The 20,339-nt window shown below is 72.4% G+C and carries 18 protein-coding genes; 9 read left to right on the top strand and 9 right to left on the bottom strand.

Going from position 1 to position 20,339, the window contains the following annotated elements:
* The first annotated feature begins 69 nt into the window (after positions 1 to 69).
* Positions 70 to 1,608, top strand: coding sequence for a GMC family oxidoreductase (locus HDA31_RS13665; RefSeq protein ID WP_178065358.1), 1,539 nt, complete (start codon positions 70 to 72; stop codon positions 1,606 to 1,608).
* A 525-nt stretch (positions 1,609 to 2,133) separates the two neighbouring features.
* Here HDA31_RS13665 and HDA31_RS13660 read toward each other — a convergent pair.
* From HDA31_RS13660 to HDA31_RS13645, 4 genes are all read right to left on the bottom strand, one after another.
* Positions 2,134 to 3,603: an MFS transporter gene (locus HDA31_RS13660; RefSeq protein ID WP_178065357.1), complete on the bottom strand. Its 1,470-nt coding sequence runs from the start codon at positions 3,601 to 3,603 to the stop codon at positions 2,134 to 2,136.
* 207 nt (positions 3,604 to 3,810) lie between these two features.
* A complete protein-coding gene (locus HDA31_RS13655) occupies positions 3,811 to 4,611 on the bottom strand; it encodes an SDR family NAD(P)-dependent oxidoreductase (protein WP_178065356.1) in 801 nt (266 codons plus the stop codon).
* Between the two features lie 112 nt (positions 4,612 to 4,723).
* A complete protein-coding gene (locus tag HDA31_RS13650) occupies positions 4,724 to 5,965 on the bottom strand; it encodes an RNA polymerase sigma factor (protein WP_178065355.1) in 1,242 nt (413 codons plus the stop codon).
* The gene (locus tag HDA31_RS13645) at positions 5,962 to 6,300 is read right to left on the bottom strand and encodes a YciI family protein (protein ID WP_178065354.1); all 339 of its coding nucleotides are present in this window, start codon (positions 6,298 to 6,300) and stop codon (positions 5,962 to 5,964) included. The genes HDA31_RS13650 and HDA31_RS13645 overlap by 4 nt, the downstream gene beginning before the upstream one ends.
* 110 nt (positions 6,301 to 6,410) lie before the next feature.
* Between HDA31_RS13645 and HDA31_RS13640 the strand changes: the two genes are divergently transcribed.
* On the top strand, positions 6,411 to 7,295 hold the full coding sequence (locus HDA31_RS13640) for an alpha/beta fold hydrolase (RefSeq protein WP_074476316.1): 885 nt from the start codon (positions 6,411 to 6,413) through the stop codon (positions 7,293 to 7,295).
* 129 nt (positions 7,296 to 7,424) lie between these two features.
* Positions 7,425 to 8,294 carry a helix-turn-helix transcriptional regulator gene (locus HDA31_RS13635; protein ID WP_246383963.1) on the top strand — a complete coding sequence of 290 codons (870 nt, stop codon included), beginning with the start codon at positions 7,425 to 7,427 and terminating at the stop codon, positions 8,292 to 8,294.
* Positions 8,295 to 8,435: 141 nt separating this feature from the next.
* On the opposite strand, the gene HDA31_RS13630 is transcribed toward HDA31_RS13635, so the two are convergent.
* Positions 8,436 to 9,185 carry a DUF899 domain-containing protein gene (locus tag HDA31_RS13630; protein WP_178065353.1) on the bottom strand — a complete coding sequence of 250 codons (750 nt, stop codon included), beginning with the start codon at positions 9,183 to 9,185 and terminating at the stop codon, positions 8,436 to 8,438.
* A 234-nt stretch (positions 9,186 to 9,419) separates the two neighbouring features.
* On the opposite strand from HDA31_RS13630, the gene HDA31_RS13625 reads away from it, so the two are divergent.
* Positions 9,420 to 10,604, top strand: coding sequence for an acyl-CoA dehydrogenase family protein (locus tag HDA31_RS13625; RefSeq protein ID WP_178065352.1), 1,185 nt, complete (start codon positions 9,420 to 9,422; stop codon positions 10,602 to 10,604).
* A gap of 129 nt (positions 10,605 to 10,733) precedes the next feature.
* Here HDA31_RS13625 and HDA31_RS13620 read toward each other — a convergent pair whose 3' ends face one another.
* Positions 10,734 to 11,516 (bottom strand): inositol monophosphatase family protein, encoded by a 783-nt coding sequence (locus tag HDA31_RS13620; RefSeq protein WP_074476313.1) that lies wholly within the window; start codon positions 11,514 to 11,516, stop codon positions 10,734 to 10,736.
* A 196-nt stretch (positions 11,517 to 11,712) separates the two neighbouring features.
* On the opposite strand from HDA31_RS13620, the gene HDA31_RS13615 reads away from it, so the two are divergent.
* Positions 11,713 to 13,434, top strand: coding sequence for an aminotransferase class V-fold PLP-dependent enzyme (locus tag HDA31_RS13615; protein ID WP_178065351.1), 1,722 nt, complete (start codon positions 11,713 to 11,715; stop codon positions 13,432 to 13,434).
* Positions 13,435 to 13,524: 90 nt separating this feature from the next.
* On the opposite strand, the gene HDA31_RS13610 is transcribed toward HDA31_RS13615, so the two are convergent.
* On the bottom strand, positions 13,525 to 14,430 hold the full coding sequence (locus HDA31_RS13610; RefSeq protein WP_178065350.1) for a bile acid:sodium symporter family protein: 906 nt from the start codon (positions 14,428 to 14,430) through the stop codon (positions 13,525 to 13,527).
* Between the two features lie 190 nt (positions 14,431 to 14,620).
* Here HDA31_RS13610 and HDA31_RS13605 point away from each other — a divergent pair, with 190 nt between their 5' ends.
* From HDA31_RS13605 to HDA31_RS13595, 3 genes are read left to right on the top strand one after another with little or no spacing between them, the layout of a single operon-like run.
* A complete protein-coding gene (locus HDA31_RS13605) occupies positions 14,621 to 15,007 on the top strand; it encodes a hypothetical protein (protein WP_074476310.1) in 387 nt (128 codons plus the stop codon).
* A 52-nt stretch (positions 15,008 to 15,059) separates the two neighbouring features.
* On the top strand, positions 15,060 to 15,527 hold the full coding sequence (locus tag HDA31_RS13600; RefSeq protein ID WP_246383960.1) for a YkvA family protein: 468 nt from the start codon (positions 15,060 to 15,062) through the stop codon (positions 15,525 to 15,527).
* Positions 15,528 to 15,552: 25 nt separating this feature from the next.
* Positions 15,553 to 16,365 (top strand): cellulose-binding domain-containing protein, encoded by an 813-nt coding sequence (locus HDA31_RS13595; RefSeq protein ID WP_246383958.1) that lies wholly within the window; start codon positions 15,553 to 15,555, stop codon positions 16,363 to 16,365.
* 129 nt (positions 16,366 to 16,494) lie between these two features.
* On the opposite strand, the gene HDA31_RS13590 is transcribed toward HDA31_RS13595, so the two are convergent.
* A complete protein-coding gene (locus HDA31_RS13590) occupies positions 16,495 to 17,469 on the bottom strand; it encodes a sodium:calcium antiporter (RefSeq protein WP_178065349.1) in 975 nt (324 codons plus the stop codon).
* Positions 17,470 to 17,944: 475 nt separating this feature from the next.
* Here HDA31_RS13590 and HDA31_RS31780 point away from each other — a divergent pair, with 475 nt between their 5' ends.
* Complete coding sequence (locus HDA31_RS31780; protein ID WP_219824919.1) at positions 17,945 to 19,318, top strand: M23 family metallopeptidase; 1,374 nt, start codon at positions 17,945 to 17,947, stop codon at positions 19,316 to 19,318.
* Between the two features lie 72 nt (positions 19,319 to 19,390).
* On the opposite strand, the gene HDA31_RS13580 is transcribed toward HDA31_RS31780, so the two are convergent.
* On the bottom strand, positions 19,391 to 20,221 hold the full coding sequence (locus tag HDA31_RS13580) for a TIGR02452 family protein (RefSeq protein WP_178065348.1): 831 nt from the start codon (positions 20,219 to 20,221) through the stop codon (positions 19,391 to 19,393).
* Between the last annotated feature and the right edge of the window lie 118 nt (positions 20,222 to 20,339).

Genomic DNA, 20,339 nt, shown 5'->3' with positions numbered 1-20,339 from the left:
AAGCGCATCCACACCTGTCCGCCCACGCGACAGGATCGCCCATCCCCCACGCACCGAAGGACGCCGATGATGCACGGAATCGATTATCTGGTGGTCGGATCCGGCTCCGCCGGAGCCGCGCTGGCCGCCCGGCTCAGTGAGGACCCCGCCCGCCGGGTGCTGCTGCTGGAGGCGGGCCCCGACTTCGCGACGGTGGCCGAGACCCCGACCGACCTGCTCGACGGCAGCGCCATGTCGATGGACCGCCACGACTGGCACTTCAAGGCCGAGATCACCGACCGCCGGCGGATCATCTTCCCGCGCGGGAAGGTCACCGGCGGCTCCTCCGCCGTCGGGGCGACCATCGCGCTGCGCGGCACGCCGAACAACTTCGACGAGTGGGCCGAGCTGGGCAACCCGGCCTGGGCCTGGGACGAGGTGCTGCCGTTCTACAAGCGGCTCGAGGACGACCAGGACTTCGACAACGAGTACCACGGCAAGGGCGGCCCCATCCCGATCCACCGGTTCACGCCCGACGAGATGACCCCGGTGCAGCACGTGTTCCGCGACGCCTGCGTCAAGGCCGGCTTCCCGGAGGTCGAGGACCACAACCACCCGGAGGCCACCGGCGTCGGCCCCATCCCGTCCAACCGCCAGGGCAGCCACCGGTTCTCCACCGCGATGGGATACCTGGCCGAGGCCCGGGGCCGGGAGAACCTGGAGATCCGCTCCGGGGTCCAGGTCAACCGGGTGCTGTTCACCGGCAACCGGGCGCGCGGCGTCGAGGTCGCCAAGCCCGGCGGCGGCACCGAGGTGATCGAGGCCGGCACCGTCGTGCTGGCCGCCGGCGCGGTCAACTCGCCCGCCATCCTCATGCGCTCGGGCATCGGCCCGGCCGGAGACCTGCGGCGGCTGGGCATCGACGTGCTGCTGGACCGGCCCGGGGTGGGCGCCGACCTGATCGACCACCCGCGTACCGGCGCGTTCATGGTGCCGCAGGAGGGGAGCTTCAGCCCCGAGGACCCGTTCCTGCAGACGATCCTGCGGACCACCGCGCCGGGGTCGACGGAGTTCAACGACCTCCAGTACTACATGATCAACCACTTCGACCTGACGCTCTTCCCGGAGCTGCAGATGCTGGCCGCCGCGAAGACGATCTTCGGGGTGATGGTCGTGCACCAGCGGCCCGAGTCCCGGGGACGGCTCACCCTCACCTCGGCCGACCCCACCGCCCCGCCGGACGTCGTGCTCAACTTCCTCGACACCGAGCGCGACATCCAGACCCTCGTCGCCGCCGTGCGCCAGTGCTGGCAGTTCATGCAGACGGCGGGCATCAACGACCAGGGGCAGCGGTTCGTGGTGCTCGGCGAGGACATGGTCGCCGACGACGAGCTGATGCGTCACTACGTCAGGCTCAGCCTCGACAGCGGCTACCACCCCGTCGGCACCGCCCGGATGGGCGCGGCCGGCGACGAGGGGGCGGTGGTCGACGAGCGGCTGCGCGTGCACGGCACCGAGGCCCTGTACGTCTGCGACGCCTCCGTCATGCCGTCGATCGTCAACTGCAACACCAACCTCACCTCCATCATGATCGGCGAGCGGCTCGCCGACTGGCTCCGGCAGTCCTGACCGGTCCCACCGACACGGGCGTCCCGCGGTGCGAAACCCCGCGGGACGCCCGTCTCGCTGTGCGTTCCCCGGGGCCTCGGGGCTGAGGTCTCGCGGCCTGAGGCGTTCCAGGAGCAGCGCGGTGCCGGCGGTGGCCGGCGGCGCGGCGCGTGCCGCCTTCCCGGGACCTCGCGTCGTCGACTAGGGAGCTGAGTCAGCTGCGTAGGCGCCGACAGGACCACCCGCCGAAGGCGGGGTTCCCTGCGCGCCGTCGGGTCGGCAGCGCCAACCGGCCGGCACTGTCAAGCCGGCGGGCACCGTCTTCAGGCCGGCACCACCGAGCCGGTCGACACCGCCAAGCCGGCCGGCACCGCCCTCGGGGCGGCGCTGTCAGCCGGCTGGGCCGGGCTCCGGCCGGGACACGCCGCACGGGCCGCCCGCCAGGTGGCAGACGGCCCGCGGGCCGACCATGCGGTGCACGGAGCGCCCAGGGGGGTGCGGACCGACGCTCCGTGCACCGCGGTCGGTAGGCGCGCTGGGGGGCGCCTAGACCGTGTTCTCGCTGACCTTGCGCGGCACCGGCACCGGCGCGGGCTGCTGCGCCTCGGCGGTGTCCACCGGCTCCTGCCGCTCGGCGGCCGACGACGACGGCCCGGCCGGGATGCCCCGGTCCCGCAGGCCGATCCAGATCAGCGCCACCGACACCAGGATCACCACGATCTGCACCTGCATGGCGAAGTGGACGCCGTCCAGCACGTCCGTGCGGGCGGCCACGAGCGCGCCGAAGATCGGGATGCCGATGGTGACCGCGATCTGCTGGGCCAGGGTGGCCAGGCCGGTCGCCAGGCCCTGCTGCGAGTCGTCCAGGCCGGAGGTGGCGGTCACCGTGTAGGCGACGACGGCGGTGACGTGCCCGAAGTACATCAGGAACAGCGACGGCACGATCAGGGCCAGGCTCGGCGTGGTCGACGTGCCGGTCAGCAGCAGCGGGACGGTGGTCAGGCCCTGCGCCAGCAGGCCGACGGCGAGGACGTTGCGGTAGCCGTACTTGCCGATCATGCGGCCGGCGATGACGCCCGCGACGACGGCGACCAGGCCCGGCCCGCCGAACACCAGGCCGGTGGTGAACGGGGCCATCTTGAGCACGTCCTGCATGTAGAGGGTGAGGCCGAAGTTGACGCCGCTGGCCATCACGAAGGCGACGATGCCGCCGTAGTTGCCCCACTTGATGTTCGGCCGGTTGAGCAGGGTCAGCGACACCAGGGGCGCCTTGGCCTTCAGCTCGACGAACCAGAAGGCCGCGATGAGCACCGCGCCGACGACGAGGGCGATCCAGCTCTGCATGCTCACGCCGTAGACCAGGGCGAGCAGGCCGGCGGTGACCGTGACGGCGCCGGGCACGTCGAGCTTGACGCCGGCGGGACGGACGCTCTCCTTGATCACCAGGGGGGTCAGCACCATGATGGCGACCGCCACCGGCACGTTGATCCAGAACGCCCAGCGCCAGTCCAGGGCGCTGACCAGGCTGCCGCCGACCAGGGCCCCGACGGTGAAGCCACCGGAGAGCAGCGCGCCGTTGAGGCCGAGCACCCGGGCGCGGGCCCGCTCGTCGGAGACGGTGGTGATCAGCAGCGCCATCGCGGCCGGGATGGCGATCGCGTTGGCGAAGCCCTGGAGCACGCGGGCGCTGAGCAGCATCGCCGCGTTGTTCGCGAAGCCGCCGAGCAGTGAGGCCACGGTGAGCAGCGCGATGCCGGTCAGGAACAGCCGCCGCCGGCCGAACAGGTCGGCGACCCGGCCGAACAGGAGCGTGAAGCCGGCGGCGGGCAGCGCGTACGCGCTGGCCACCCACGGCAGGTCGGCCAGCGACAGGCCGACGCCCTCCCCCATCCGGGGCAGCGCCACGTTGAGGATCGAGAAGTCGACCGACAGCATGAACTGCGCGCCGAGCAGGACGAATAGGGCAAGTTTCTGCGCGGAGCTGAGCTGCTCCGACGTGCTCTGGTTCTCCGCCATGCCCACGAACCCTAGGTAGCCGCGGCCCGGCTACCCATCTCCCTGCCATGCGTACCACTGGCAGTGGCACCCTCGGCACCCGCCGTGCCGGTCCCGTTCCACGCTACCCGGTCGGCGCGCTCTTCGAGCTTGCTCTATTTCCCGCCCGCCGTCGAGGGGGCGTGGGCTGCCCGGGGGGGGCGCGGCCCCCGGGCAGCCGACGGGCCGTCAGTCGACGAGCACTCCGCACCCGACGGTGGTGATCGAGCCGGTCAGGCCGCTGGACAGGTCCGAGGCGAGGTACACGGCGGTGCCGGCCACGTCCGCCAGCGTCACCGCCCGGCCCAGCAGCGGGTTCGGCATCCCCGGCTTGGCGGCGAGCATGTCCTCCAGGGTCGCCCCGTTCGCCTCGGCCGCGCGCCGCCACGTCTCGCGGACGTACGAGCCGTGCTGCACGCTCTCCGGGATCGCGTCGGGACGCAGGCAGACCACCCGCACCCCGAACGGGCCCACCTCGCCCGCCAGCTCCCGGGCCAGCGACTCGATGCCGGCGCACGCCACGCCGAAGCCGCCCGAGGGCATGGGCGCCCGCGCGGCGGACGTCGACAGCACCACGATGACGCCGCTGCGCTGCTCCACCATCCGCCGCGCCGCCGCCGCCGTGGTGAGGAACTGGGTGCGCACGAAGGTGTTCATCGGCAGCAGGAAGTCGTCCAGGTCCAGCTCGCGCAGCGGGACGCCCTGCACGTGGTCCAGGCCGACGGCGTTGAAGGACACGTCGATGCTCCCGGCCCGCTCGGCGACCAGCCCCGCGTGGGCGTCGACCGCCTCCGGGTCGAGGGCGTCGACCTGGTGGGCGTACGCCCGGCCGCCGTCGGCGGCGATCTCCTTGGCGAGCATCTCGACCCGGTCGAAGTGGTGGCCGGCCAGGTAGAGCGTGGCGCCCTCGCGGGCGTAGGCACGCGACACGGCGCTGCCCAGCGCGCCCGCGGCGCCGTAGACGATCGCCGTCCTGTTCTCCAGCAGCATGTGTGATCCCCTCGTCGTGGGCGGGTCCGGCGACGCCGGACCGGTTCGTCAGACCGACGGGCGACCCTTCGGGAAATATACATTTGCCGCCGATTTGCTGTGCTTGATCCGCTCAGCTTCCGGTGGCCTCCGCCAGGCGGCCCCGCAGGTACCGGCGCTCGACGTCGTTGCCGGCGAGCTCCAGCGCCCGCCGGTACGCCCCGGCCGCGTCGGCCCGCCGGTCCAGCCTCCGCAGCAGGTCGGCGCGGACGGCCGGGACGAGGTGGTGGCCGGCCAGTTCGCCGGAGCGCTCCACCCGCTCCAGCAGCTCCAGGCCCCGCTGCGGGCCGTCCGCCATGGCGACCGCCACCGCCTGGTTGAGCCGCACCACAGCCGACGGCGTCAGCTCGGCCAGCTCGGCGTAGAGCCCGGCGATCTGCGCCCAGTCGGTGCGCGCGGCGTCGGGGGCGCACGCGTGGCAGGCCACGATCGCCGCCTGCACCTGGTAGGGGCCCGGCCGCCCGTGGCGCAGGGCCCGCTCCAGCAGCCGCGTCCCCTCGGCGATGCGGCCCCGGTCCCACCGCCGGCGGTCCTGCCGCTCCAGCGGCACCAGGTCGCCGTGCGCGTCGGTGCGGGCGTCGCGCCGGGCGTCGTGCAGCAGCAGCAGCGCGAGCAGCCCGAGGGTCTCCGGATCGTCGGGCAACAGCCGGGCCAGCAGGTGGGCCAGCCGCACGGCCTCCGCGCACAGCCCGTGCCGCAGCAGCTCCGCGCCGGCCGTGGCCGCGTACCCCTCGGTGAACAGCAGGTACACCACCGCGCGCACCGCCGCGGCCCGGCCGGGCAGCTCGGCGGCCGGCGGCAGCTCGCCGCGCAGGCCGGCCTCGCGGACGCCGCGCCGGGCCCGCACCAGCCGCTGCGCGAGGGTGCCCGGCGGGACCAGCAGGGCGCGGGCGATCTCCGCCGGGCCGAGGCCCACGACGGTACGCAGGGTCAGCGCGACCTGCGACGTCAGCGACAGCGCGGGATGGCAACAGGTGAAGATCAGCCGGAGCTGGGCGTCGCGGATCACCGGCGGCACCGGCGGCGCGTCCGCGTACGTCGACAGGGTGACCGCGGCCTCGCGCAGCCGGACGGCGGCCATGTTCTCGTGCCGCAGCCGGTCGACGGCCCGGTTGCGCGCCACGGTCGTCAGCCAGGCCCCGGGCCGCCGGGGCACGCCCTCGCCGGGCCAGCGTTGCAGCGCGGCGGCGAACGCGTCCTGCACGCAGTCCTCGGCCAGGGCCCGGTCCCCGGTGAGGGCGACCAGCGTGCCGACGAGCTGGCCGTACTCCCGGCGGAACGCCGTGGCCACGGCGGCGTCGACCGGGAAGGTCACCGGGTCCAGACCGGCCGCACCTCGATGACGCCCAGCGCGGCGAACGGGTGCAGGGCGGCCAGCTCCGTCGCCTCGTCGAGGTCGGCGCAGCGCAGCACGACGAACCCGCCCACCTGCTCCCGGGCCTCGGCGAACGGCCCGTCGCAGACCAGCGTGGCCCCGGCCCGGGAACGCACCGTGCGGCCGGCGTGGCCGGGTCGCAGGCGCTGCCCGCCCGCGAACGCCCCGCGGCGGCGCACCTCGTCGATCCAGGCCCGGTGCCGGGGGTCCCCGTCGATCTCCGCGGGGCTGAGCTCGCCGGCCTCGTCGTGATAGATCACCAGTGCGTACTCCACCGTCGCCCTCCCAGGTCCGCGCATTACAACGAGGCAGCACGCAGGAAGAAGCGGGGGGTGTGCGGCTCGGCCAGTCTTGGTGCAATCCATGCCCGCCGAGGAGGCATCCCATGCGTCAATCTCAGGTCACCGTCAACGGGGTCGACATCGCATACCGTGAACTGGGCGAGGGCCCGCTGGCCCTGCTGGTGCACGGCTTCCCGTTCACCCCCAACTCGTTCCGGCACCTGGTGCCGGTGCTGGTCGACGCCGGCTACCGGGTGGTGACGCCGTGGACCCGCGGCTTCGCCCCCAGCTCCGTCCCGCCGCCCGGCAGCGAGCACATCCGCGACATGGTGGGCGACGTCAACGCCCTGCACGAGGTGCTCGGCGGCGACGAGCGGGCGGTGCTGATCGGGCACGACTTCGGGGCCGCCGTCGCGTGGGCCGCGGCCGTGCAGGCGCCGGAGCGCTGGTCGCGGCTGGTCGCCTGCGACGTGCCGCCGTTCCAGTTCTTCGGCGAGTATCTGCTCGACCCCCGGGGCATCAACGTCCAGGCCCACTTCTGGTTCTTCCAGATGGCCGCCGCCGACGAGCTGGTCGCCGCCAACGACCTGGCCTTCCTGGAGTTCATGCTGCACAAGTACTCCCGCGACGGCTACGACGTCACGCAGGACCTGGCCGACATCCGGGCCGCCCTGGGCCGGCCGGAGAACCTGCACGCCGCCCTGGGCATGTACCGGACGAACTTCCCGCCGGCGACCTTCGGCACCCCGGACTGGGCGGCGGAGCAGGGCGCGTTGTGGGGCGCCCTGCCGACGCAGCCGACGCTGAACATCTTCGGCGTGCAGGACGTCGCCTTCGCGATGAACGAGGAGAAGCTCGCCCGGATCGTCGAGGCCCTGCCGAAGGGGTCGGCCGGCGCGCTGGTCCCCGACTCGCGGCACGTCCCGCTCACCGAGCAGCCGGAGATCACCAACGCCCACATCCTGCGCTTCCTGGCCGAGACGGCCTGACCGTCCGATCAGGACACTCGTCCGGCTCCGGCCGGGCCCGGCGGAGACCGCCCGCCCGGCCGGAAACCGTTGGTACTCCTACGGTGGGTACCACTGACAGTGTCATGCTCGTCGGCCATACTGAGTCGCATGAATCCGCTGGGCGAGTTCCTCCGATCGCGTCGCGGCGTCATCCGCCCGCAGGACGCCGGCCTGACCCGCTACGGCGAGCGCCGGCGGGTCTCCGGGCTGCGCCGCGAGGAGCTGGCCCAGCTCGCCGGGGTCAGCGTCTCCTACTACACCCGGCTGGAGCAGGGCCAGGCGCACAACGTGTCCGACGAGGTGCTCGACGCGGTCGCCCGCGCGTTGCAGCTCGACGGCGACGAGCGCGCCCACCTGTTCGTGCTGGCCCGCCCCGGCCGGTCGGCGGGCGACCGGGCCGCCCGGGCCCACGCGGCGCCGCCGGCCCTGCACCAGATGCTCGCGATGATGCCCGACGTGCCGGCGATGGTGCTCGGCGCCGCGACCGACGTGCACGCCTGGAACCCGCTGGGCCACGCGCTGCTCGCCTGGCACCTCGACGAGCCGCCCAACATGAGCAGCTCGGTCTTCCTCGACCCCCGGATGCGCGAGCTGTACGCGGACTGGCCGGGCAAGGCCCGCTCCGTGGTGGCCTACCTGCGGATGGCCGTGGGGCGCTACCGGGGCGACCGCCGGGTCGTCGGGCTGGTCGAGGAGCTGCTGTCGCGCAGCCCGGAGTTCGCCGCCATGTGGGCCGAGCACCCGGTGAGCACCTGCGAGTCGATGACCTACGACATGGCGCACCCGGTGGTCGGGGCGCTGACGGTCAACCAGCACACGCTGCGGCTGGAGGAGACCCCCGACCTGATGCTGGTGACCTTCACCGTCGAGGCCGGCTCGCCGTCGGCGGCGGCCCTGCGGATGCTCGGCGGCATCCCCCGCCGCGCCCCCGCCGCGGCCCCGCCGCCCACGCCCCGGCACAGCGTCACCGTCACCTGAGCCGCCCGCCCGCGCGGAGCCGCCACGCACGCCCGCCGCCGCGCACACGGCGGCGGCCGGCTCCCGGGGGACGGCCCGCGCCGCCCGGCCGGGAACCGGCCGCCCCGACGGGTGGGGCGTCGCCGCCCCACCGCACCGGCGTCACTGCGTGCCGGCCTCCGCCGGCTGGGCGGCCGCGCCGTCCTGGCGCACCCGGAACTTGTTGACCCCGGTCCACCAGTTCTCGCCCGGGTTGGCGGCCTCGTCGGAGTCGTAGCGGTCGTGGTGACGCCACCAGTCCCACGGGTGGGCCAGCCCCTCCTCCTGCCGCCCCAGCGGGGTGACGTCGAGGTAGTTGTAGGTGTTGATGAACACCTCGCCGCCCCGGTCGAACACCGAGCTGGCGTGGTAGATCTTCTCGCCGTCGCGGATGAACGAGCTGACGGCCGGCAGCTCGCCCTTCTCCATCGAGACGTTGAAGTCGTAGTTGAAGTCGCTGCCGAACGACGAGACCCACGGGATGTGGCTCCAGCCCATCCGGGCCTTGAACTGCTCGATCTTCTCGATCGGCGCGCGGGCGATCATCACGAACGAGGTGTCCCGGGCGTGCATGTGCGACAGGTTGCCGACGTTGTCGGCCTGCATCGAGCAGCCGACGCAGCCCTCCTTCGCCTCCGGGGCGAACATGAAGTGCCGCACGATGAGCTGGCGGCGGCCCTGGAACAGGTCGAGCAGCGTCACCGGGCCCGACGGCGAGGCGAACACGTACTCCTTCTCCACCGGCACCACGGGCATGGCCCGGCGGGCGGCGCTGAGCTGGTCGCGCGCCCGGGTCAGCGCCTTCTCCTCCTCCAGGAGCTTCTCCCGGGCCGTGGTCCATTCCTCACGCGAGACGATCTGCGGAAAAGCCATCGTTCCTCCCTCGACGGTCGCCGCCGGGCCTGGGAGAGGCCGGGCGACACCTGCGAGCCTGGCACGGGCCCCGCCTGCCGACTTCTCCCCTCGTGCCCTCCCCCTCCTCCCCCGCCTGTCCTGTGTGGACGCCGGGCAATCCGGAAGAGGCCACGGCCCGCGGAGTGTGACAGCGTCGAGGACGCCTGGCCGACACGACCCCGGTCGATCCGGTCGCCCCGTTGAGGAGGACACGTGTCCACGACCACCGAAGCACCCACCCGTGAGGAGCTGGTCCAGCGGGCGGCGGGTCTCGTCCCGCTGATCCGCAAGCACGCGGCGTGGCAGGAGGAGAATCGTCGGCTGCACGACGAGACGGTAGCCGCGATCGAGGAGGCGGGGCTGTTCAGGCTCCGCACGCCCCGCCGCTACGGCGGGTACGAGGTGGACACCCGCACCCTCGTGGCGGTCGCCACGGAGCTGGGCCGGGGCGACGCCAGCACCGCGTGGGTCACCTCGGTGCTGTGGATCCCCACCTGGCTCGCCGGCCTCTTCCCCGACGAGGCCCAGGACGAGGTGTTCGCCGTTCCCCACGCCCGGGTGTGCGGCACCAACAGCGTCGGCGGCACGGCCGTGCCCACCGACGGGGGCGTCGTCGTCAACGGCAACTGGCACTTCATCAGCGGGGCCCACCACGCGCAGTGGCAGGAGATCGCGGTGGTCGTGCTGCGCCCCGACGCCGAGCCGGAGCCGATCATGGCGCTGGTGCCGATCGGCAGCCTGGAGATCGTCGACGACTGGTACACCACCGGCCTGACCGCGACCGGCAGCGTCACCACCGTGGCCCGGGACCTGTTCGTCCCGAACAGCCACATCATCCCGATGAGCGCGGCGATGATCCCGCAGGGCCTGTCGCAGGGCAACGCCGACTCCCCCGTCTGGCGCACCCCGGCGGCGCTGAACGCGGCGGCGTCGGGCGTGGGCGCGGCCGTCGGCGTGGCCAAGGCCGCCCGCGACGAGTTCTTCGACCGGCTGCCCGGCCGGAAGATCACCTACACGGAGTACGAGAACCAGAGCGAGGCCCCGGTCACCCACCTGAAGGTCGGCACCGCGCTCATGAAGATCGAGCAGGCCGAGTTCCACGCCTACCACGCCGCCGACCTGGTCGACACGAAGGCGGCCACCGGCGCCGAGTGGACCCTCGAGGAGCGGGCCCGGGTGCGCGCCGACCACGGCTGGGCGACGCGGCTGGCCAAGGAGGCGGTGGACCTGTTCGCCTCCGCCAGCGGCGGCACCTCCATCTACCGGGACGTGCCGATCCAGCGGATCGTCCGCGACGTCAACGCGATGAGCCTGCACGGGCTGATCAACCCCGACACCAACACCGAGCTGTACGGCCGGATCGCCTGCGGCCTGGGCCCGAACACCCTGTTCATCTGAGGCGACGCGGTTCCCCGCCCCTCCACGCGCTCTGCTGAGCGCTCCCCGCACGTGGCGGGCCGTCCGGCGCACCCCCTCGCCGGGCGGCCCGCCGCACCCCTGCGGGCACGCCGCCCGCGCCGGGCCGCGTCAGCCCAGCGCGGCGACCCGGGGACGCAGCCCGTCGATCAGCTCCGGCGGGGCGGCGAGGACGCGGCTGCCGCTCACCTCGACGGCCGCGCCGGCCTCGACGGCGATCACCAGCCCGGCCGCCCAGTCCCACCGGAAGGTGCGGTCCTCGACGTACGCGTCGCAGCGCCCCGCCGCGATCCAGGCCAGGGCCAGCGCGGTGGAGCCGAGCATCCGCACCCCGCGCACGTCGCCGGCCAGGTCGGTGACCACGGCCGCCTGCACCCTGCGGTGGGCCACGTCGTACGCGTACCCGGCGGCGAGGATCACCTCGTCGAGCGCGACGCCCGCCCGCCGGGCCAGCGGGACGTCGTCGCGGAACGCGCCCCGGCCCCGCACGGCGTGGAACAACTCGTCGTGCACCGGGTCGAGGACCACGCCGACCACCGGCCGCCACCCGTGCGGCGTCCGCTCCTCGCAGGCCACGCTGACGCACCAGAACGGCACGCCGGAGACGTAGTTCACCGTCCCGTCGAGGGGGTCCAGCACCCAGCGCAGCCCGGAGCTGCCGGTGTGGCCGCTGCCCTCCTCGGCGACGATGCCGTCGTCGGGCCGACGGGCGCGCAGCAGCGCCACGATACGTGCCTCGCTGGCCCGGTCCGCCTCGCTCACCAGGTCGGTGGACGCCGTCTTGTGGTCGACCCGGCCGTGGTCGCCGAAGCGCAGCAGCAGCTCCCGGCCGCCGAGCCGCGCCGCCTCCTCGGCGACCCGCCGGCAGTCGTCCAACTCGGCACCACTGACCATCGCGCTCTCCTCGTGTCGGCCGCAGGGACGGTCGCGATCGTCGCACCGACGCCCGCCCCGGCACCAGTCGCGCGGCGGCGGGCCACCGCCGGCGAAGCCCTCCCGGACGCTTCGGGCACACTGGGGACCGACGCTCGGGGCATCGACGCCCGCTGACCTGCCCCGACGCCGTCGCGCCACGGGGAGGCAGCACGTCATGGAGACATCGGTCACTTCGGGCAGCGCGGAGCGGCTGCTGGCCCGGATCCGGGACGGGGTCGTCGGCGAGGGCGAGGTGCTGGACGGGCCCTACGGGCCGCGCCGGATCACGTACGCCGACTACACCGCCTCGGGGCGGGCGCTGGACTTCGTGGAGGACGCCGTCCGGGACTGGGTGCTGCCCCGCTACGCCAACACCCACACCGAGAGCTCCGCCACCGGCCTGGCCACCGGGCGGCTGCGCGAGGACGCCCGACGCACCGTCCACGACGCCGTCGGCGGGACCGACGAGCACGTCGTCGTCTTCTGCGGTTCGGGGGCCACGGCGGCGGTCGACAAGCTGGTCGGGATGCTCGAACTGCGGCTGCCGCACGGGCCGGCCCACCGCCACGGCCTGCTCGACCGCATCCCGCCCCGGCAGCGTCCGGTGGTGTTCGTGGGCCCCTACGAGCACCACTCCAACGAGCTGCCGTGGCGCGAGACGTACGCCGAGGTGGTCGTCATCGGCGCGGACCCGGACGGGCACATCGACCGGGCGGACCTCGCCGCGCAACTGGCCCGGTACGCGGACCGGCCACTGCGCATCGGCAGCTTCTCCGCCGCCTCCAACGTCACCGGGATCCTCTCCGACACCGACTCGATCGCCGCGCTGCTGCACGCCCACGGCGCCCTGTCCTGCTGGGACTACGCCGCCGCCGGCCCGTACGTGCCGATCCGGATGGGCGAGTCGACCCCGGGGGCCGCCGACGGCAAGGACGCGGTCTTCCTGTCGCCGCACAAGTTCGTCGGCGGCCCGCAGACGCCGGGGATCCTGGTGGTGCGCCGGGACCTGGTCCGCAACCGGGTGCCGACGACCCCGGGTGGCGGCACGGTGGCGTTCGTCGACCCGGTCGGCCACCGCTACCTCGACGACCCGGTCGCGCGGGAGGAGGGCGGCACGCCGGCGATCGTCGAGTCGATCCGGGCGGGGCTGGTGTTCGCCCTCAAGCAGGCCGTCGGCACCGACGTCATCCGGGCCCGCGAGGAGCGGCTGTGGTCGCGGGCGCTGCGCCGCTGGTCGGCGAACCCGGGGATCGAGATCCTCGGCAGCACCCGGGCCCGGCGGCTGCCCATCGTGTCGGTGCAGATCCGCCACGGCGACCGGCACCTGCACCACAACTTCGTCGTCGCGTTGCTCAACGACCTGTTCGGCATCCAGGCGCGCGGGGGCTGCTCCTGCGCGGGACCCTACGGCCACCGCCTGCTGGGGATCGACGAGGAACGCTCCCGCGCGTTCCGGGAGGAGATCGCCCTCGGCTGCGAGGGGATCAAGCCCGGCTGGGCGCGGATCACCTTCAACTACTTCGTCTCCGACGTGGTCGCCGACTATCTCGTCGACGCGGTCGACCTGATCGCCCGGCACGGGCACCGGCTGCTGACCGACTACCGGTTCGACGCCCGCACCGGCCTGTGGCGGCACCGTCGCGGCCCGGGACGGCCGCTGCGCCTGGCCGACCTGAGCGCCCTGCTGGTCGGCGGCCCGACGCCCGCCGGCCGGCGGGAGCGGGTCGGCGAGGACGCCCTGGCCGGATACCTGCGCGAGGCGCGGCGGATCCTCGCCGGCCGCGACGACCGCCTCGACGAGGGCCCCACCGGGCTGCCGCCCGGCGTCGAGGCGCTGCGCTGGTTCCACCTCCCGCCGGCCTGCGTCGCGCCCCCGGACGCGCCGTCGTCGCGCTGACCGGGCGGGGCCACCACGGGCGGCAGGACCACGACCACGGCCGCGCCGGACCCGATCGGGATCGGGATCGGATCCGGCGCGAACCGGAGGTCACACCCGGCTCGACGCCGCCGACAAGCCGCCGGTCGCGGCCCCCGCGCGCACGCGACGGGAGACGACGACGCCGAAGACGGCGGCGGTGAAGAACATGACGAAGCCGTACGTCACCGACGGCATCGCCATCGTCGAGTTGTCGAGCAGCGTCGGGCTCATCCCGATGGTGATGGCCAGGCTGGCGTTGTGCAGGCCGATCTCGAACGCCGAGGCGATCGACTCCCGCTCGCCGACGCGCAGCAGCCGGGGGCCGAAGTAGCCGAGGCCCATGCTGATCAGGTTGAACGCCACCACCGCGAGGATGATCTCGCCGAGGATGTCGAACACCTCCGCGCCGAGGCCGGCGATCACGCTGGAGATCATCAGGATCAGCACCACCACCGACAGGACCTTGACGGCGCGCTCCAGGCGCAGGGCGGCGGCGGTGAACCTCGCCCGGATGGTCATCCCGATCGCGATCGGGATCAGCACCAGGGCGAACACCTGGATCACCTTGTCGAACTGGAGGCCGATCGAGCTGTCCGAGCCGACGAAGCCCGCAACCGACAGGTTCACGATGACCGGCAGGGTGAACAGCGCGAGCACGGAGTTGACGGCGGTCAGCGAGATGTTGAGCGCGAGGTCACCCTTGAACAGGTGGCTGTAGAGGCTGGCCGTGCTGCCGCCCGGTGAGGCGGCGAGCAGCATCATGCCGACCGCCAGCTCGGGTCGCAGGTCGAAGGCGACGACCAGGCCCAGGCAGATCGCCGGCAGGATCAGCATCTGGGAGACCAGGCAGACGACCATCGCCTTGGGGTAGCGCACCACCCGGCGGAAGTCGTCGAGGGTCAGCGTGAGGCCGAGCCCGAGCATGACGATGCCGACAGCGATGGGGAAGAGTATGAGCACGGTGTCGTTACTCATGATGACTCCGCCTTCCGGGAGTAAGAGATCCATGAGTTTCACACCGGCTGCCACCACCCCGGTTCTCGAAGGTTGCCCTATGCGCAGCCCTGATGGCAGCCGGCACGTACCACGCCGCCCAACTGCTTGACCGCTCAACTACACCGGTGTTAATTTGACCGGGTTCGATGAATATTCGGGGAGGAACGCCATGCTGCTGAAGTCCCTTGCCGTCGCCGCGTCCGCCGCGACCCTGCTCGCCACCGCGCCCACCGCATCGGCGGCAGCTTCCCAGGCCTCCGAGGCGTGGCCGCCCGGAAACTGCGCGCAGGGCACGTTCTGCGTCTGGCCCAACTGGGCGCACCCGAACCCCGCCCCCGTGGAGACTCCGTCCCTGGTGAGTGCCGGCGAGTGGTCCGGCAGCGTCCCGGCGAAGACCTACTACAACTACACGCCCCGCAACGTCGACATGAAATACTCCTACACCTGGCCGGACGGGTCGACGAGCCACTACACGCTCTGCACGCCCCCCGGCGGCAACATCTTCTACCTGCCGGTGACCGTGACTCAGCTCAGCTGGCACGAGGGCTCCTGCTGACACCCGCACCTCCTGCCCACGTCCCCCGGGGGCGCGACTACGTTGACGAGTCGTGCACCTCGTACCCGATCATGGCCTTGTCTGGCGCGACTGGGCCGTCGCCCTGGCCGGCGCGGTCGCGCTGCTGCTCGCCTCGTGGGCGCTGCTGATCCTGCTGGCCCGCCGGCTCCCGCCCGGCCTGCTGCGGGACCTCGCCGCCTTCGTCCCGGACTGCGTCACCATGGTCCGCCGGCTGCGCAGGGACCCCAGGGTGCCCCGCCGGGCCAAGGTCGCCGTCCTGCTCGCCGGCCTCTGGGTGGCCAGCCCCGTCGACCTGATCCCCGAGTTCCTGCCCGTCATCGGGCCCCTCGACGACATCGTCGTGGTGGCGCTCGCCCTGCGCTACGCCGGCCGGCAGGTGCCCCGGGACGTCCTGCTGGCCGCCTGGCCGGGCGAGGCCCGCCTCATCGAGCGGCTCCTCGGCACACCAGCCGCGTCGCGCGCGTCTTCGCCCAGGATCCGGCAAGGGGCCGGCGATTGACTTACATCAGTATGTTCGGTGTGCTGTGCAACGGCTCGCATTCGTCCCGCAGGAGGTTTCGTTGCGCAAGCTCGCCGCCGTCCTCGCCGCGCTGTTGACCACCGGCGCCGCCCTCACCGCCCCCGCCCCCGCGCAAGCCGCCGATCCGGCCTGCACCGGCACCGTCCGGATCACGTCGATGACCTGGTCGCCGCCACAGATCATGCCCGGCCAGGGCAGCACCCTGACGGTCGTCGCGCAGAACTGCACCGACACGCCACAGCAGGCCTCGTTCTTCTCCTACCAACAGTTCCTCGGCTCCGGCCCCGGCGTCCCGCCCGGATGCCCCATCGTGGAGCCGCTCCCGGCACGCCCGGTCACCATCGAGGCCGGTGGGACGTTCACGGCGACGTCCCGCTACAACACGTATGCCGGCTGCACCGCCACCCGGCTTCTGGTCACCGCCCAGTTCACCCTCGGCAGCACGCTGCTCGACGCAGGCTCCGCCAACCTGGAGATCACGGCGGCACCGCCGCCGCCGGGATGCGCGGTGACGTACCGCAACGTCAGCCGGTGGGCCGGCGGCTTCGTCGCCGAGGTCACCATCGCCGCCATCGCGGGCGCACCGATCAACGGCTGGACGCTCGCCTTCGACTTCGCCGGCGACCAGCGCGTGACCGGCGGCTGGAACGCGGCCATCGCCCAGACCGGCACCACCGTCACGGCCCGCAACGAGACCTGGAACGCCGTCATCTCCCCCGCAGGCACCGCGACGTTCGGCATCCAGGGCACGTGGCACGACAGCGACGCGCCACCCACGGCCTTCACCCTCAACGGCGCACCCTGCGAGGTTCGCTGACCCGGACCGCGGACGTCGACGACAGCGTCGATCGACGGTGCCAGCTCGCTGGCGGTGCAGCCGGTGACCTTGCCGATGCCGTCCGGCCAGCCGTAGGCCTTCCGGCGTCGCGGATCGGGTCGTCGCCGATCAGTCGGCCTCGACCGGCGCTTCACCGAAGACGGCGAAGCTGACGACCCAGTACGCGACGTAGGCGGCGAGCAGCACGTACCCGTGCCAGCGCCGCAGCCGGCCGGTGGAGAGGAAGCAGGCGGCGAGGGCGGTCATGCCGACGAGCACCGGGAGGTGCCAGGAGAGCACCTCGTCGTCGACGACGATGCTGCCCCCGACGAGCAGGATGATGCCGAGCTTCCCGGTCACGCCGAAGACGACGCTGCCGACGACGTTCGCGAGGCCGATGTCGGCGGCGCCCCTGCGGGTGGGCTCGACGGTCAGGAGCACGTCCTCCAGGGTGAGCACGAGGGTGGCGATGGTGGCACCGAACAGGGCCCCCTGGATCCGGAACTCCTCCAGCAGGCCCTCGGTGCCGATGCTGGTCATGGCCGCACCGACGACGAGACCGACGAGCGCGACGACGGCCAGCCCGATCGCCGCCCAGCCGGGAAGCGGCCGGGCCCGGTCGAACGGCATCGGCACGACGAGGGGCGGCGTGCCGGTAGCCGGCGTGCCCCGCCGAAGCTCCCGCATCGCCACGTAGCCGAGGAAGAACGCGAACAGCAGCAGGAGCAGCACGCCGTGGAGCGGGGTGAGGGGCCCGAACACGAGGAAGGGGATCAGCACCAGGGGCGCGACGGCGAACAGGGCGAGGTAGCGACCCGGGACGGCGACCCGGGTGGGCGAGATGATCGCGGCGAGGGCGAGCACCACCCCGATCATCGAGATCGCCGTGCCGAAGACGGTGCCGAGCGCGACGCCGCTGAGGTCCTCCATGTTGAGCGCCACCCCGAAGGCGACGTCGTCGAACTCTATTCCGGTGAATATGATCGCGAGCAGAAAGACGGAGACACGCAGGCCGGCCGCGGCACCGACGAGATAGGAGATCAGCTTCTCCGCACTGTAGATCAGCAGTGCGGCACCGACGACGAAGAGAAGTATCGACGACAAGAGCCGGGTGCCCCTTCCCACGCTGACAGGCCGGCTCGGCGCATTGCGCGCGCCGGCCGACAACCGCCATTCGTCACTTCGGGGCGCTATCGTTTCACATCGATGCCGTACGGACCATAGGCGTCATCCGACCCAGACCACTCTCACTCACCAGCGCGTGGGAATTGCGCCATATACCAGATCTCCCAATCGCAGCACCATTTCCGCCGGGACTTCGCCACCACGGCCCGACATCCGGAATCGCCCTCTGCCGAGCCGCGGGCTGCGTGGTGACCGGAATCGCCTTACGTGGCAGGCGCTTCGCCATATTCACCGGCCCCACTGGACACCCGAGATCACGGCCGCCACGAAAGGCCGAGGCTGGGCGGCGAGAACACTGGGGACGACGGGCACCTCACCCGCAGGTCTCTCCGCAGGGCGCTTCGGCCGTATGATCGACATCCTTCTACCTCAGCTTTCCCAGGAGGGAACTTACATGACGGGTCCACTCGCCCGGGTCCTCACGGCGGCCTGCCGGGTACTCGCGACCGCCGGCGCGGCAGTGCTCGCGGTCGCGGGCACCGCCGCTGTCGTGGCCACCCCAGCCCAGGCCGCCGGCCCCCGACCCAACTTCCAGATGCCGGTGAGTTGCGGTGAGACCTGGAGAATGGCCACCTACTACGGCCACGACGACTACGACATCGACCTGACCTTCACCGGCGGGACCAGCAACGGCCGCCCGGTCCTCGCCTCGTACAGCGGCACCGTCACGTTCGCCGGCTGGGGGAACGGCGGCGGCTGGTACGTGGTCATCGATCACGGCGGCGGTTGGCGGACGCTCTCCCTGCACATGATCGAGGCACCGATGGTCACTGCCGGGCAGTGGGTGTCGACCGGCCAGCAGATCGGCCGGGTCGGCAGCACCGGCAACTCCACCGGCCCGCACCTGCACTACGAGCAGGTGCGCGACGGCGTCAAGACCGAGTCGTACTTCAACGGGGTGGCCTCCGGCATCACGTCCGACGGCAGCCCGTCCACCGGCCCCCTCTACATCTCCGGTCCCACCTCACCGGCCCGGAACATGACCAGCCAGAACTGTGGGCAGGCCGCCAACCGCCAGGTGTACGAGTCCGGCAGCCACAGTGGTTGGCAGATGCTGCCGGTCAACAGCATCACCGGCTCGGCCACCGCCTCGATGGTCATCGGCGGCAACAAGCTGCTCTACACGGTCAACAACGGCCTGGTGTACGAGGCGTCCAGCGACACCGGGTGGCGCAACCTCTGGACCGGCATCTCCGGCGTCAGCAACAACGCCCTCGCCGTGATCAGCGTCGACGGAGTGAAGTACATCTACACCGTGGCCGGCGGAATGGTGTACGAGGCGTCCAGCGCCAACGGCTGGCGCAACCTCTGGACCGGCATCTCCGGCGTCAGCAACAACGCCCTCGCCGCGATCAACCTCAACGGGGTGAAAATCATCTACACCGTGGCCGGCGGGATGGTGCACGAGGCGGCCAGCAACGCCGGCTGGGTGAACAGGAACACCGGCATCTCCGGCGTCAGCAACAACGCCCTCGCCGTGATCAGCGTCGACGGAGTGAAGTACATCTACACCGTGGCCGGCGGAATGGTGTACGAGGCGTCCAGCGCCAACGGCTGGCGCAACCTCTGGACCGGCATCTCCGGCGTCAGCTCCGACGCCCTCGCCGCGATCAACTTCAACGGGGTGAAGATCATCTACACCGTGGCTGGGGGGATGGTGCACGAGGCGGCCAGCAACGCCGGCTGGCGGAACCTCAACTCCGGCGTCCGTGGCACCGCCGTCTCGGCGACGAGCATCAGCGGCGTGAAGGTCCTCTACACCGTCTGACGCTCACCCCGACACACCCGGCGTCGACTTCGCGGGATCCGGGTGCCGTCACCGCCTGCGGCACCCGGATCCTCACCCCCGATCGTCACCCGATTTCGCGGCGGTCCCCGAAAAGCGCTCCACGAAGGTGCGATACACGGGTGTGCCCGGCAGGCCGTCGCGGATGGCGAACACCACGCGGTCGAATCGGTCGACCACCCGCAGCGCGTCGGCGAATGCCTCGGCAACCGTCACGGGACCGTTGCGGAACACCCCGCACCCCCACGCGCCCAACACCATCGTCCGATGCCCGTGCGCAGCCGCGACCTCCAGCACCCGCCGGGCACGCCGGGCCAGCACCGCCGGCACATCCGCCGCGTGCTCGGGCTGGTTGCGGAGGATCGCGCCCAGGTTCGGCGCCGCAGCGGTCAGAAACGACGTCGTGTACGGCTGGTCGAGCAGGTTGCCCTTGTCGTCCCGCAACACCGGTACGCCCGGGGAGTAGATGATCCTGTCGCTGTACCGCAGATCCCGCTGCCCACGGTGGAACGCATAGAACTCCGGCACGGCGAGTAGACACGGGTACAGCGCCGACGAGCGAGCGATGCTCTCCTCCTGTGCCTTTGCCCCACCCAGGAACCCGCCACCCGGATTCTTCGCCGACGCGAACACCAGACACGCCGCACCAGACCCCAGCCGGCACGCCGCCTGCAACGTCGACTCGTGCGTCACCTCCACCGTGCCGGCGCCGGGCTCCGCGTCCCCCACCGCGAGCACCTCGTCCGGCAGGTGATGACGAGTGCCGGCGACAGCGGCACGTACGGCCGCACCGATGCCGACGTCGTCACCGGCGCCATTGCGGTAGCGCCCCGACTCGGCGATCTCGACCGTCTGTCGGGCAATCTCGCGGAGACGACCACTCACCTGACGCACCCGTTCGCGCCGGGACCAATGCTCTGCACGATGAGCAAGCTAGGCGGCGCTGCCCCGACCGGCAACGGGTTAGCGGGTCACACTCGACGGAGCGGCCGAGGCGCCGTAC

This window comes from Micromonospora carbonacea (assembly GCF_014205165.1).
Classification (GTDB): domain Bacteria; phylum Actinomycetota; class Actinomycetes; order Mycobacteriales; family Micromonosporaceae; genus Micromonospora; species Micromonospora carbonacea.
Note: the sequence above shows the minus strand (reverse complement) of the source record. Positions and strands in the feature narration are given on the sequence as shown.